Origin of the sequence: Hymenobacter elongatus (assembly GCF_004745955.1) — a bacterium.
In the GTDB taxonomy this organism is placed as follows: domain Bacteria; phylum Bacteroidota; class Bacteroidia; order Cytophagales; family Hymenobacteraceae; genus Hymenobacter; species Hymenobacter elongatus.
In genome coordinates this window covers 1-13,795 of the sequence record NZ_SRLD01000006.1, presented here as the reverse complement: position 1 = coordinate 13,795, position 13,795 = coordinate 1, and the positions used below count along the sequence as shown (strand labels likewise).

The following is a 13,795-nucleotide window of genomic DNA, read 5'->3' as shown; positions in this document are numbered from 1 at the left end:
CTGGAATTTCAATTTTCGTGTCATGCTGAGCGCAGCGCAGCGGAGTCGAAGCATCTCTACCGCCAGAGTAACTCTGATTAGAGCGGTTTCGGGGTCAATGGCTAGTAGCGCGAACTGTGTAGTTCGCGTCCCCACGCCGTTCGCACACGTTCTATCGGCGCGGGGACGCGAACTACACAGTTCGCGCTACTGCTGCTCCGTACACGGAATCCGAAACCGCACTAGTGTGGCGGTAGAGATGCTTCGACTCCGCTGCGCTACGCTCAGCATGACGTTCTTTCTGTTTGCTGGCCGCACGGCCCGACCCGCTCTTTGGGAGGGAATAAGCGCATAGTGGGAAAACCTTATGTTTACCGCCGCAATACCCTACCCTCCTCTGACCTTCCCCCACGGGCTATGACGGATAAAATACTGGCCGCGCTGCGGAAGCTGGACCTGATTTCGGGTGAGCAGGCGGCCACCATTGCCCGCCACGAGCGGGAAAAGCCGTTTTCCCTCTACTACGAGCTGCGTACGCTGCTCTCGCTGGGCGTCACACTGCTCAGCACTGGGCTGGGGCTGCTCATCTACCAGCATATCGACACTATCGGGCACGGGGTTATCGTGGCCAGCATTGCGCTGCTGACTGCGGCGGGCTTTGCCTACGCGTATCGGAAGCGGCAGCCGTTTACTTGGCACATAAACCCGCGCAGCTCCGCCAGCGCCGACTATGCCCTGCTGCTGGCCTGCCTGCTGCTGCTCACGTTGGTGGGCTACCTGCAGTATCAGTATACTTTTTTCGGTACGCGCTACGGCTTGCTGGTGCTGCTGCCCACGGTGGTGTTCTTCGGCTGCGCCTACCGCTTCGACCACCGGGGCGTGCTCTCAATGGCCCTCACGGGACTGGCCGCCTGGGTGGGCGTGGCCATTGCGCCGGTGTCGGCTTTCACCCAAAACGACTACTCCCTCCCCCACCTCGACTCGGCGGCCATCGGGCTGGGCTTGGTACTGGCGGCCGTGGGGCTGGCCTCCGACTACCTGGACCGCAAGAAGCACTTCAGCTACACGTACATGTTGCTAGGCAGCAACCTGGCGCTGGTGGCGGCTACCAGCGCATTGTGGCGGGGCTACAGCGAGCCGGGGCTGTTGTCGCCGGGGCTGGCCGTTGTCCTGATCCTGGGGCTGAGCGCGGCCCTGGTCTGGTACGCCCGCCGCACCCACTCTTATCTGTTTCTGCTGCTGGGCGCGGTTTATGGCTATGTGGCCGTTACGTATGCGTATTTCCAGTTGGAGAATATGGGTTCGGGCTTTCTCGCGCTGGCTTGGTTCTACTTCCCACTTTCCAGCATAGGTATCGTCGCCTTATTGCTCAACATGAAAACCATTCTGGGCAACCATGAACACAAAGGCCTATAACGAAGAGTGGATTTTCAACCGGGAGGTGCAGCGCATGGCGCGCCGGTGGCACAAGCGCGGCTTTGTTTCGGCGGAGCAAAACGGTGCTATTGCGCTGATGTTTCCCAGCGGCTTTCATGAGCGTCATTTCTTTGTCAGGATTACCCTGTTCATCTTCACTGGTATTGGGGCAGGAATAGCCGGAAGCCTGATTTTCGGCACCATCCTCACGGCTGTTTTCTCTGGTCATTCCTCTCAGGAAACCGGCTTTCTGGTGTGCTGCCTGCTGTGTGGCGGGGGCACTATTTTTTTACTGGAGCAGCTTATTCACGCCAACCACTTCTACCACTCGGGCCCCGATAACGCCTTGCTGTACATCGCCCTGAGCTACTTCCTGACCGCGCTGGGGTTTTTCTACGCGGCAGTGCTGCCCACGCAGCTCCTGGACCCGGAGCTGCTGCTGGCCCGGGGGCTGCTGGGGTGGCTGCTACTCCCGGCCTGGGTGCTGCTGCTGGCCGCCGTCGGGCGCTACGCGGATGCGTTTGTGACCCTGGCAGCCCACCTGCTCTATCTGGTCATTGTGGCGGTATTCACGCTGCAGCTCAGCTGGGGCAAGGCGCTGCTGCCCTTCGTGCTGATGCTGGCTTGCGCGGGCAGCTACCAGGCCGGGCAATGGTGCGCCCTTCGCCCCGATTCGCTTTACTACCGCACCTGTTTGCGCGTCACGAAGGTGGTGTCGTTGGCGGGCTTTTATCTGGCCGGCAACTACCTGGTGGTGCGCGAAGCCAACGCCCTGCTCAACGACCTACCGGCTTCCATCCAGATAAGCTTTGCCCCGCTGTTCTACCTGTTTACCGGCGCTATTCCACTGACCTACATAGTGCTGGGCCTGCGCCGGGCTGACCGGATTTTTCTGCATACCGGCCTGCTCACGCTGGCCTTTTCGCTCTACACCTACCGCTTCTACCGCTCGGTGCTGCCCCCGGAGTGGGCCCTCACGCTGGGCGGGGCGCTGCTCATCGTGCTGGCTGGCGCGGCCCTGCGCTACCTGCGGCCCGCCCGGCACGGCCTCACCGCCGAACCCGCCGACAGCCCCCAGCTCAGCGTCCTGGATCTGGAATCGGTGGTCCTGTCGCAGGTGGCGGAAGCGGGCATGAAAGTGCCGGAGCCCGGCTTCCGGTTTGGCGGCGGCTCCACGGGCGGCGGCGGTGCGGAGGGCGCGTATTAGGCCCTGGACTTTTCCCACCGTACTAGACCACCTCAGGGACGTTCACCAAGCATTCAGGACTGCTTTTTCGAGTACGGTCCACACGCGCTGACAACCGGACTACTGGCTTTCGGGATGCTGGCCGGCGGCACCGCCCAGCTACTGCGCGCCCAGTTCAAGGTGGACGGAATGCGGCACCTGAGCTACCCGCTCCGTGTGTTGTCGATAGTGGGCGCGTGGAAGCGGGTTGGCATCCTAGAGCGGTTTCGGGGTCCATGGCTAGTAGCGCGAACTGTGTAGTTCGCGCTACTGCTGCCCCGTACTCCGAAACCGCTTTACCGGCCTGCTTGCTCTGGCGTCCGCACGGCCGAAGCAGACTCTGCCTGTCCCTATCCCTTAGAAGCTGCTTGAGGTAGCATTTAAAGCGCTCAGCACGATGTAGAGACGCATACTTGCGTCTCTACATCGTGCCGTTGTTCCAATATCGTTCAACGACAAGACGCAAGTATGCGTCTCTACATCGTTCGGACGACTCCACAAACTACCTCAAGCCCCTACTCAGGGCCGGCGGCTGTTGACAGTTAGCATCTGATAGCCAATGAGTAGGTCGGCGCGGGTTCCGGGTGGGCGGTAGTACACCAGCAGATCGTACTGGTTTTCGGTTTCCTGGTGGCTGCCTTCAAAGTACACGGCATCGGGCGCGCCGGTGGGCTTGCCCACTACATAATAGTAATTGTAGTAGCCTTGCTTGAGCAGCGCCGTGCCGGTGTACTGCTGCTGTTCGGGGCTGTAGGTCAGCTTGAACTCGTCCTTGAGCTGCCAATCGGATAACGCCCCGAACACATACACCGGGCCGGGCGCGGCCTGCGCGGCCCGCAGCTGAAACGTGACATCGGCGTAGTCGCCATTGGTAGCGCCGTTGCCAAACTCCCGGCTTTCAAACAAGCGCTGCCCGTTGATGTCGTCGAACTGCGAGTAGCCCTGGCCGTTGCGGGTAGCTTCGGGGCTCAGCACTACGGCCCGTGGGCTGGCCGCCGCGTCGAGCTGGGCCAGGCCGGCCCCCAGCACGCGCAAGGAGCGCATATCGAAGAAGCGGAACTCGCTGCCAGCCACAAAGGCGTTTTCGAAATTGAAGTACTGGTAGTCGAGGCGGCGCTCGGCGTCGCGCACGAAGGTGGGGCGCAGATTGATTTTGGCATTATCCCACCGGAAATTCTGCCGGAGCGTCACCTTCACTTCCTGGCTCGGATTCACGAGGTTGAGCCCGCCGTAGCCGATAGAAAAATCGACCTGCTGCATGGTGTAGCGCTCCTGCCCGGCCACTGGTATGCCTTGCCGGATGGCTACTTCCACGTCGTTCTGGTACACCAGCAGGCGGCGGCTAACGACCGGCGTACCGCCCGCGCTTTGCACCACCAGCAGGTAGTTGCCGCTCAGCTTTACCCGGGGCACCTGCATGCGGTAGTGGTAGTAGGGCACTTTCACGTTGACGCCGGTGCGGTAGTCGGTGATGAGAAACTCGTTTATCTCACTCAGAAACTGCATATCGGTCAGCACCGAGGGCTTCCAGTCGGCGTCGCAGTGCACGAGCTTGGCCGTGAAGCGCTGGGAGTTGGTGCCCAGCAGGTCGAACTCCAGCACAATGGGCTGCTGCTGGCTCAGGGGCACCACCGGTGGCTGAAATATCTCCGTGTTCTGGCTCGTGCCTACGTAGCACTGCACCGAGCGCACATCGGGTGAATAGATGTAGTCGTCGTAGCGCAGGGTTTTGTCGGCATAGTAGTCCGGGGGGCGCTGCTGGCCGGGCGGGCGGGCGGCGTTGGGGTCGGTGATGGGCGTGCCCAGCGGCACGCAGGCCGTGGCCAACAGGAGCAGAAGCGAGAGAAAACGAGGCATAAGGGCGAATGTAGGGCGAAGCTTCCGCTTCGCCCGGCGGCCGGCCTGTTTTTCTGCGCCGGAGCCGGATCTGCGCCGGCTCTAGCCGGTATATTCCATGACGCGGTGCAGAAAGCCGAACGTGATGCTCATCTGGCATCCGCGAAGCGGAAGCATCTCTGCCGCCTCGTTGAGTGGTTCCTGCGAAGCGGGAGAGATACTTCCACTTCGCGGACGACAGATCAGGCAGGACGTTCTGATTGCGGTTGGCAACTTTCTAGACAGGTCCATCGTCTATGCGTGGCCTCAACAAAGTCACCCTGATCGGCAACCTCGACCGGGGCCTGCGCCGGAACGAGGTGCCAGCCCTCACGCCTACCGGCATCGACAGCCAGCCCATGGCCTTGATAGGGGTGCGGCGGCAAAGGCGAAAAGGCCGGAATTTGCCACTATTCGCCAGGTTGCTATATTTACTACGTGAGCAGTACCGGCAGTTTCGGCCCGTTCCGTTTCTGTTTGAGGGCCAGCAGCCGGGCGAGCACTACAGTGAGCGAAGCCTGCAGCTGGTGGTGAAGCAAGCGGCAGCGCGGGGCCGGCATCCGGTGTCTCCTAACGCTGCACATGCTACACTACGCATCTGCTCGAAGCGGGCACTGGTTTATTCGTATCATTCAGGACTTGCTGGGCCATAGCAGCATCAAAACCACCGAAATTTCCACCCATGTTGACCACCGCACCCGCCCGACCTCTCCCCCCGACAGTCTCAGGCTATAATCAGACGAGTTGCGGAAAGCATACCAAATGAGTATGCTTCCCGCAACTTACTTGCGCACTAAAGATGTATTGCCGCAACTTGCAGGACCGTCGAGTTGCGGCAATACAGATGTTGGTGGCAAGTTAAAACGACATCACGTAACCATTAAAATTTAAAAAATGAAAGCAGTATTGATATTGGCAATTGTCATTTGGTCGACAAATACTTTTGGACAGACTCCAACAAATAAAATTAATGGTCTTATCATCAATCCAAGCAAAGTGTTAGAAAGTGACACAATCTTAAAAGTTGTTTATTCAAAAGAGGAAAATCAATTAAATAAACCAGCATTCTTTTTAAATGAAAAATTCGTACACGAAACATTATTTACTACATTAAACCCAATGCAAATAGATAGCATTAATGTTGTGAAGGACAGTATATTAATCGACAATATTCTATACTACGGACAAATTCATATAAAAACAAAAAGCAGCTATACTCTTAAATTAATTTCCCTAACTGACTTAAAGGACAAGTACACAAACCTAAAAAACAAGTCTGTGGTGTTTATGATTGACGGGAACATTATTAATGCCGATTACGACAGGTATATGGTGGATGAAAATTATTTGTTGACAATCATTGTTGACAAAATTGAAAACTCAAAGGAAAAAATTGATTTGGAACTTATTAAGCTGTTGACAAAATCAGAGCAAAATATTAAAAACTCAAAAAAAATTATGATAAGAGGAACTGAGGTGGCATTGACAAAATAACCTGCCACCAACAAAAGTATTTGCAAAAGCAGGGCTGGACGTTGTTATCTTCGGCTATAGTTCGCTGTCAGCTTCAGTTTCGGCTGGGCGTTAGTAATTTGACTTTTAGTTGTTATCTTCAAATTCAGTTTTTCAATCAGCATTTGTTCCGGGCTGGACGTTCAATGAATTCCCTGCCTTCGCAAATACTCGTCCGTTATAAGCCATTCTATATGACAACATTTGAACTGACAAATAATCAACGAAAATATTTCGGACTTGACCCAATAGAAAGTCATTGGGACAGAGTTATTTTTAAAGGTGACACTTATCGTCCAGAAAGCATTCTTTATTATGACAAGGACACAATTAAAAGACATATCATTTCGACCGACAATAAATACTCTGAACTTCATTATAATGAACTGACGAGCGATAGAACTATCCTTTTGCCCAAGACTGATAAAGGAAAAGGAAAGAAATTATCTGCATCAGTTTTAGAGCAACGACAACCCTTAGGAATATATTTAAGTGTAAGCAATGGTGACTTGACAATAGGGAGCTACAATACACAAACGACTTTTTTTTCAAATCGATGGGTTAGTGAAATACAATCAGAAAAAAGCATTTCAGAATTAGTATCTGATTTTATAGAACAATCACCTGACAATCATTTAAAAGAAATCGAACTATTTAAGAACGCAAAAAGAAAAAATATAAAATTTAAAACGGGTGACTATTTCTGCTTTAAACTTAGCAGGACAAGTTACGGCTTCGGCAGAATTCTTCTTGATGTGAACAAGATTAGAAAAAGCAAGTTAATTGAAAGCCATCATGGATTGAGTTTATTAATGGGGCCGCCCGTAATAATTGAACTTTTTGTTTATAAATCAAACATAAAAAAAGTTGACATTGCAATTCTTGATAAACAGCCGAAACTACCAGCGGATGTAATGATGGATAACTTGTTTTTGTATGGTGAATATGAAATTATTGGACACAGACAAATCAAAGATGAAGAATTTGATTTTCCAATTTCTTATGGTAGAAGTATTGACCAAAGAAAGATAGTGTTCCTTCAATGGGGTTTAATACATAAAGAACTTCCACAAGACATTTATCAGAAGTATATTTTCACAGAAGAAACACAAGTAGGACAAAATCCATATGAATATTACTCAATTGGGTTTAGACCTCATTATGACACTTATGAAATCATAAAGACATTAAATAATAATGGTGTTTATGACTTTGCAAATTCCAAACACTATAAAGCAAAATGGGACTTGCGAAATCCTAAAAACAAAGACGTTAAAAATGAGTTGTTCAAAGTTTTTGGGCTTGACTCCAACAAAAGCTACTTTGACAATTCAAAACTAACAGCAACAAAATTACCAAACGAAATAATCAAACAACTTTGAGAAGACGACGAACGGCCAGTTAACAATGGGTTTGCTTCTATGCCAGCTGAAGAATAAATCCTCAACTTTTTTCTCTATCAGCAGTTGTTCCGGCTGAAAAATATCAATCAGCTTTTTGCTGTTAACTTCAACTTTAGTTTTTCAATCGGGCTGCGGTTACGGGCTGAACGTTCAATGAATTCCGGCACAGCAGCAAGCCCTACCTTTATGGGCAAGGCCAGGTAATCACATCATGACAAGAGCAGAAGAAAAATTTAGTTTATATTCAGACAGTCCTGAGATTTCTTCCTTATAAAATCACAGTTAATCTAAGGCGAATTTATCTTGACATTGACGCTAATATTAATCGTATGACCTTAATTGCGATATACCAGGACTCTCCTTCAGAATTGGAGCTTGAATTGTTCGACGATATAGTGACAAATAGTAACGCTCACATATCGGATTATTTTATAGAACAAAAATTTCGATTAGTCAAGGACTTTGAGGAGAGCGAAAAACACGATTTCATTATCTTCGCTTTCCATGAATTGTATAGCCCATGGTTAAAGTAACAACTCGTAGTGTGGAAGGCCCTGCACATAACAGCGGCTTGGCAAAACGGCGGCTTCTCGCTTCGCCTGAAAGATTTTCGTAAGTTTGAACTTTACGGTTCCGGTGGAACTTCGCGGTGAAAATCCGCCGCTTCGCCAAGCCGCAAAACGTTGTGTGCTATGTTGCCACTCCGCTAGGACAGAATTTGCAGTAAGGAGGAACATTCTTCAACATACAAATGTATGGAAACAAATATTTATAGTATAATAGAATCCGCAGTAAACCTGCCATCTGATTTCCATCTAAAAAATATATCAGCCTTTACTTTATTACAAGAATCTAATTACTTTGAATCATATAATAAAATTCATGAGGAATCGATTATAAGTAAATTGAACAGTAATCCCAGCTTAGTTGATCAGTGGTTACAGTGGTCAGAAGATCAACGCACATCGTCAGGTTGGTATTTTAAGAAACTGGCTTTTGGCAGACGGTTTGTCGGATATTATCCAAAAGTTGAGGAATTTTTCGAAATCAAATCATTTGATAAATTTAAGGTCTGCGCAGCTTATATAAAACTCCAAGCGGAAAGGATTAGGACGCTATTCTAAAAAAAGCAGCTCTCTTATTAGCACTAATTTGCCGGGTATGCCTAACAATATTTCCTTATAAATAAATTCTACTGCTCGTCAAACATCCACACAGCACACAACAGGTAGCTTTATGCAAGTGTGGCTCTTGGGAATGCAATGAGCATTTGCTCAACATTGAACATTTGTTCGGGCACTAGTTCAATAATCGGCGGTTGAACAGACAATGAACATTTAGTTATAAATTGAGCAGCAGTTAATCAGCATTTGGAATTCTAATTCCACACCTTCGCCATGCCGCAAAACGTTCTGTGCAGAAAAGCCACCACTGCTTCTGAGGCAACGGCAGCAGCATGACAGCCGGGTGCGGGGTAACAGTAGCGTCACAGCTCCTTTATGCAGCCTTAACCCAGCAGTAAACCAGGCGCAACAGTGCGTTTCGTACTTGCGGCACCTTTCAACCCCTACGCAAGCTTCTATGAAACACACGACTACGCTACTGACGGCCGCCCTGCTGAGCACTGCCGCCCGGGCGCAAACGGCCTGCCCCACCCTGCCCACCGACCACATCAGCCGCTTCACGTCGGTGCAGCCCTCCACCCAGCCCCAAGACCTGCGCCTGCCGGCTACGCACACGTTCCAGATGCTGGTGCAGGGAGGTGACGCCTACTCCACGGCGGCCGATGGCGCGGTAAAGGAAAGCTTCGACTTCACGGGCTACGTGCCGGTGGGCACCAGCAGCACCAACGGCTACCTGTCCATCAACCACGAGGGCTCCTCGGCCGCTACCTCCGGCGTGAGCATGCTCGACCTGGGCTTCAACGCCACGACCAAGCTCTGGAACGTGACGGCCAAAAACCCGGTCAACTTCGGGCCGGTGGTGGGCACTTACAACAACTGCTCGGGCGGTACCACGCCCTGGAACACAGTGGTGACCTGCGAAGAAAACACGCCCACCACGCCCACCGACAGCAACGGCGACGGCTACCTCGACTTTGGTTGGAACGTGGAGCTGAATCCGGCTACGCACACCGTGAAAGACCAGGACGGCAACGGCACGCCCGACAAGCTCTGGCGCATGGGCCGCTTCAAGCACGAAAATATCGTGGTGGCCGCCGACCGCCGCACTGTATACGAAGGCGCGGACGAAGGCGCGGCCAATAGCTTCGTGTATAAATATGTAGCTACCACGGCCGGTCAGCTGGCCAACGGCACGCTCTACGCGCTGCAGCTCAGCGGCCCCATCGGCACGGCTACCACCGGCACCTGGATTCCGGTGCCCAACACCACGCCGGCCGAGTGCAACAACAGCGCCGCGGCTGCCCTGGCGCTGGGTGCCACCAGCTTCAGCGGGGTCGAAGACATCGAAATCAACCCGCTCAACGGCCAGATCTACTTCACGGCCAAAGGCCCTGGCACCACCTACCGCTTCACCGATGCCGGCACCGCCATCAGCGGCTTTGGGGTATTCGTGGGCAACTCGCCGGGCATCACCAACCAGGCCTACACCATCAACTACGGCGGTGGCACCGTAGCGGAGGCCTGGGGCACGGGCAACGACAACCTCACTTTCGACTCGCAGGGCAACCTGTACGTGTTGCAGGATGGCGGCCGCAACCACGTGTGGGTCGTGAAGCCCTGCCACACGCAGGCCAACCCGGCCGTAGAGCTATTTGCCGTGACGCCCGCCGGCTGCGAGCCAACCGGCATGACGTTCTCACCCGATGAGCGGTTCATGTTCATCTCCATGCAAAACCCCAGCGCCACCAACACGCTGGCTACCGTCGACGCCGCCGGCAAATCGGTGGTCTTCAATAAGTCTACCACGCTCGTTATTAGCCGCAAAGGCGTATTGGGCACTACGCTGGCCACCAAGGAGAAGGTAGAGCTGGCCAAAGCCGACGTATTCCCCAACCCGGTGAGCAGCGCCGAGCTGACCGTAGAGCTGACCCACAACCGGAAGGAAGCTGCCACGCTGCAGATATTCAACACGCTGGGTGGCCGCGTGCTGGAGCAAGCCACCGTGCTACACCAGGGCCTGAACAGCGTGAAAGTGCCCGTGAGCAAGCTCGGCAGCGGCCACTACACCCTGGTTATCAAAACGGCTACCACCACGACCACTCGTCCTTTCATCAAGCAGTGAGGCTACTTCTGGGTATCCTATTCGCTATTCTAGGTGTTGCCCCGCAGCTATTGCGGGGCAACACTGGTTTGGCCCAGACGGCTGCACCGGCCCCCTGTACCGCGCCGGCGGCCTTCACCCTGGCCGATGCGCTGAGCCGGCCGGCCTGCATCCGGGAGCTGAACCTGCGGGGGCAGGACCTGGAGCTGCTGCCCGCCAGCCTGGAGCAGCTGCGGGGGCTGCGCCGCCTCTACGCCCACGAAAACCACCTGCGCCACCTACCCGAGGCCATCACGCGCCTCGACAGCCTGCGGGTGCTGTTTGCCAACAAAAACGGCCTACTCGATTTGCCCCCGGCCCTGGGCAAGCTGCACCGGCTGCGCCAGCTCCAAATCGACCAGAATGCCCTGACCGAGCTGCCGCCCAGCATCGGCGGCCTCGACAGCCTGCGCTATTTGCTCGGCGCTTACAACAACCTCGCTTCCCTGCCAGAGCAGCTCGGCGAGCTGGCGGCGCTGGAGTATGTCGATCTGTCGCACAACCAATTGTTGTTTTTGCCCGCCTCTACGGGCCAGCTGCGCGGCTTGCGCTACGCTTACCTCAACGACAACAAGCTGCAGCAATTACCCGCCCAGCTTGGGGCCCTCACGCAGCTACAGGAGCTGAACCTATCGAACAACCAGCTGGAAAGCTTGCCCGCCAGCCTCGGCAGCTGCCAGGCGCTGAAGGTGCTCATCCTCTCCGGCAACCAGCTGAAGGCCTTGCCAAAAAGCATCGGCAAGCTGCGCAACCTGGAAATGCTGATCGTCAACGACAACCAGCTCACGGCGCTGCCGGCCTCACTTGGTAAGCTGAAGAAGCTGAAAACAGTCATCGTGAAGCGCAACGCCCTTACGCCGCAGGCCCGCCGCCAGGCGGAAGCCGCGCTGCCGGGCGCTCATTTTTACTTCTAATGAACCTGCATTCGATTCATTCCCGGACTCTTGTTCGCCCGCTGCTGCTGGGGCTGGCGGGGCTGCTGTTTTCGTTTGCCGTGCTGCGCCCAGCACCCGCCGAGCAGGTGAAAGAGTACTACAGCTACCACCTGAGTCAGCTGCACACCACGCTGACCCGCTTTCAGGATGCAGGGTACCGGGCCGATACCACGGCCCTGCGCCGCGAGTTTGCCGCCTGCCGGGCCGAGTACAAGCATCTCGAATTTGCGGTCGAGTATTATTACCCGCACGCCGCCCAGCGCATCAACGGCGCGGCCCTGCCCGAAACCGAGCCGGGCGAGCCGGGCGAAGTCATTCCGCCCACCGGCTTTCAGGTGCTGGAAGAATACGTGTACGCCGCCCCCGACAGCCGCGCCAACCGGGACCTGATCCACCAGGAAATCGATAATCTGCTCTACCAGGTGCGCCACCTGCGGCAGCAAGCCCCGGTGCTCTCCTTTTCCGACGCTGAAGTGTTCGATGCCGTGCGGCTCAATCTTTACCGGTTGGCCGCCAAAGGCCTCTCCGGCTTCGACTCGCCAGCGGCCCACGCCTCCCTGCCCGAGGCCGCCGTCACGCTGCAGTCCAGCCGGCAGGTGCTGGCCCTGTTTGCCGTGCCCCCAGCCCTGACCACGCAGCTGGAGCGCTGCCAGGCGGCCGTTGCCGCGCCCCGGCACGATTTCAACAGCTTCGACCGCGCTATATTCTTCGTGCGTTATTTCAACCCCGCGCTGGCCGCGCTCCGTCAGGCGCAGGTGGCCCAGCAGATTCCGTTTCTGGCGGCGCGCCGGGCCGTGCGCGTCCAGGCAGGCGGCTATTTCGTGGCCGATGCTTTCGATCCGGGATTTTTCGCCCCGGCAGATGCCGCCGCGCCTACCCCCGCAGTGCTGGCGCTGGGCAAAGCCCTGTTTCAGGAACCGTTGCTGTCGGGGCGCGGGGGCCGCTCATGCGCCAGCTGCCACGTGCCCGGCCGCGCCTACACCGATGGGCTGCGCGTAAACAGCTCGCTGCTGGGCAAAGAGAGCCTGGAGCGCAACACGCCGACCCTGCTCAACGCGGCCCTGCAACCCGACCAGTTCTACGACGGCCGGGTACATTTCCTGGAAGATCAGGTCCACGCCGTGGTATCGAACAAGGCCGAAATGGGCGGGCAGCTGAGCGAAGCACCGGCGCTGCTTCGCAAAAAAAGCGCCTATGCAGCGCTGTTCGCGCAAGCCTTTACCACCGAGCGGCAGCCCGTCACGGAGCGCAATATCCGGCGCGCGGTAGCCACTTACGTCCGCTCGCTGGTGCGCCTCAACAGCCGCTTCGACCACTACCTGCGCGGCGACACCACGGTGCTCAGCCGACAGGAAGTCCTGGGGTTCAACCTGTTTATGGGCAAGGCCCAGTGTGGCACCTGCCACTACATGCCGCTGTTCAACGGCACCGTGCCGCCACTTTACGACAAGGCCGAAAGCGAAGTACTGGGCGTGCCGGCCACCGCCGATACCCTACGCCCAACCCTGGATGCTGACCAGGGCAAGTTTCTGCTGTACGGCGTGGCCCACCAGCAGCACGCTTTCAAAACGCCAACCGTGCGCAATGCGGCCCTCACCGCGCCCTATATGCACAACGGCGTGTATCACACCCTGGAGCAGGTGCTGGATTTCTACAACAAAGGGGGCGGTATCGGGCTGGGCCTGGCTGTGCCCACCCAAACGCTGGCCGAAGACCGGCTCCACCTCAGCACGGCCGAGCAGCAAGCCATTATTGCCTTCATCAAGGCGCTGAACGACACCCAGGAATCAGCTTATTGACGGTTCCTGCCAAGCTGTTGTGGGCAAGCTGTAGTGAGAACGTCGTGTCGAGCAACACGGGACATCTCGCGTGCCCGGGTAGTCAGATGTACTATTGCCCGCAATATGCCTTGTTCTCCGATTGATGCGCAGAATGTTCGACAGGAAGTCTCAAGAAGGCAAGAAGGCAAGAGGTGCCACAAGCACTTCTATCCACTCGGCCTGGCACCTGGCAAGAGTGTGTTGAGGAATTTCATCCTTGTCTTAGCTTGACTTTAGCCTTTTGGGGGTTGGTAAGGAGGCAAAAAAGAAACCCGCCGGGTAGGGCAGGCTTAGCTTTGGGTAACGACACCGTTCTGCTATGCCCACCTTCCCCCGCGAGTTTCAGACCGTAATAGTACCGTACGC

General features: G+C 55.2%; 11 protein-coding genes. 10 read left to right on the top strand and 1 reads right to left on the bottom strand.

What is annotated here, in order from left to right:
• Positions 1-396 precede the first annotated feature (396 nt).
• Genes E5J99_RS04515 through E5J99_RS22190 form a run of 3 tightly spaced genes read left to right on the top strand, consistent with a single transcriptional unit; the run spans position 397 to position 2,881 of the window.
• Entirely contained in the window at positions 397-1,395 is a 999-nt protein-coding gene (locus tag E5J99_RS04515) for a DUF2157 domain-containing protein (RefSeq protein WP_135496530.1), read from the top strand.
• Entirely contained in the window at positions 1,376-2,602 is a 1,227-nt protein-coding gene (locus E5J99_RS04510) for a hypothetical protein (protein WP_135496529.1), read from the top strand. The genes E5J99_RS04515 and E5J99_RS04510 overlap by 20 nt, the downstream gene beginning before the upstream one ends.
• Positions 2,603-2,605: 3 nt before the next feature.
• Positions 2,606-2,881 carry a DoxX family protein gene (locus tag E5J99_RS22190; protein WP_394345940.1) on the top strand — a complete coding sequence of 92 codons (276 nt, stop codon included), beginning with the start codon at positions 2,606-2,608 and terminating at the stop codon, positions 2,879-2,881.
• 258 nt (positions 2,882-3,139) lie between these two features.
• Here E5J99_RS22190 and E5J99_RS04500 read toward each other — a convergent pair whose 3' ends face one another.
• Positions 3,140-4,477: a type IX secretion system plug protein gene (locus tag E5J99_RS04500; RefSeq protein ID WP_135496527.1), complete on the bottom strand. Its 1,338-nt coding sequence runs from the start codon at positions 4,475-4,477 to the stop codon at positions 3,140-3,142.
• 275 nt (positions 4,478-4,752) lie between these two features.
• Here E5J99_RS04500 and E5J99_RS22130 point away from each other — a divergent pair, with 275 nt between their 5' ends.
• From E5J99_RS22130 to E5J99_RS04465, 7 genes are all read left to right on the top strand, one after another.
• Entirely contained in the window at positions 4,753-5,148 is a 396-nt protein-coding gene (locus E5J99_RS22130) for a site-specific integrase (RefSeq protein ID WP_167851984.1), read from the top strand.
• 241 nt (positions 5,149-5,389) lie between these two features.
• Positions 5,390-5,989: a hypothetical protein gene (locus E5J99_RS04490; RefSeq protein WP_135496526.1), complete on the top strand. Its 600-nt coding sequence runs from the start codon at positions 5,390-5,392 to the stop codon at positions 5,987-5,989.
• 212 nt (positions 5,990-6,201) lie between these two features.
• Positions 6,202-7,389, top strand: coding sequence for an immunity 26/phosphotriesterase HocA family protein (locus E5J99_RS04485; protein WP_167851983.1), 1,188 nt, complete (start codon positions 6,202-6,204; stop codon positions 7,387-7,389).
• A 776-nt stretch (positions 7,390-8,165) separates the two neighbouring features.
• A complete protein-coding gene (locus E5J99_RS04480; RefSeq protein WP_135496524.1) occupies positions 8,166-8,534 on the top strand; it encodes a hypothetical protein in 369 nt (122 codons plus the stop codon).
• A gap of 457 nt (positions 8,535-8,991) precedes the next feature.
• Complete coding sequence (locus E5J99_RS04475) at positions 8,992-10,656, top strand: alkaline phosphatase PhoX (RefSeq protein WP_135496523.1); 1,665 nt, start codon at positions 8,992-8,994, stop codon at positions 10,654-10,656.
• The gene (locus tag E5J99_RS04470; RefSeq protein WP_135496522.1) at positions 10,653-11,588 is read left to right on the top strand and encodes a leucine-rich repeat domain-containing protein; all 936 of its coding nucleotides are present in this window, start codon (positions 10,653-10,655) and stop codon (positions 11,586-11,588) included. Before E5J99_RS04475 ends, E5J99_RS04470 begins: the two co-directional genes overlap by 4 nt.
• On the top strand, positions 11,588-13,408 hold the full coding sequence (locus E5J99_RS04465) for a cytochrome c peroxidase (RefSeq protein WP_135496521.1): 1,821 nt from the start codon (positions 11,588-11,590) through the stop codon (positions 13,406-13,408). The genes E5J99_RS04470 and E5J99_RS04465 overlap by 1 nt, the downstream gene beginning before the upstream one ends.
• Positions 13,409-13,795 lie beyond the last annotated feature (387 nt).

What these genes read in the sequence shown, in the direction of transcription:
- E5J99_RS22130 (WP_167851984.1), top strand. Translation starts at nt 4,753, where the DNA reads ATGCGTGGCCTCAACAAAGTCACCCTGATCGGCAACCTCGACCGGGGC.
- E5J99_RS04480 (WP_135496524.1), top strand. Translation starts at nt 8,166, where the DNA reads ATGGAAACAAATATTTATAGTATAATAGAATCCGCAGTAAACCTGCCA.
- E5J99_RS04515 (WP_135496530.1), top strand. Translation starts at nt 397, where the DNA reads ATGACGGATAAAATACTGGCCGCGCTGCGGAAGCTGGACCTGATTTCG.
- E5J99_RS04475 (WP_135496523.1), top strand. Translation starts at nt 8,992, where the DNA reads ATGAAACACACGACTACGCTACTGACGGCCGCCCTGCTGAGCACTGCC.
- E5J99_RS04490 (WP_135496526.1), top strand. Translation starts at nt 5,390, where the DNA reads ATGAAAGCAGTATTGATATTGGCAATTGTCATTTGGTCGACAAATACT.
- E5J99_RS04510 (WP_135496529.1), top strand. Translation starts at nt 1,376, where the DNA reads ATGAACACAAAGGCCTATAACGAAGAGTGGATTTTCAACCGGGAGGTG.
- E5J99_RS04485 (WP_167851983.1), top strand. Translation starts at nt 6,202, where the DNA reads ATGACAACATTTGAACTGACAAATAATCAACGAAAATATTTCGGACTT.
- E5J99_RS04500 (WP_135496527.1), bottom strand. Translation starts at nt 4,477, where the DNA reads ATGCCTCGTTTTCTCTCGCTTCTGCTCCTGTTGGCCACGGCCTGCGTG.
- E5J99_RS04465 (WP_135496521.1), top strand. Translation starts at nt 11,588, where the DNA reads ATGAACCTGCATTCGATTCATTCCCGGACTCTTGTTCGCCCGCTGCTG.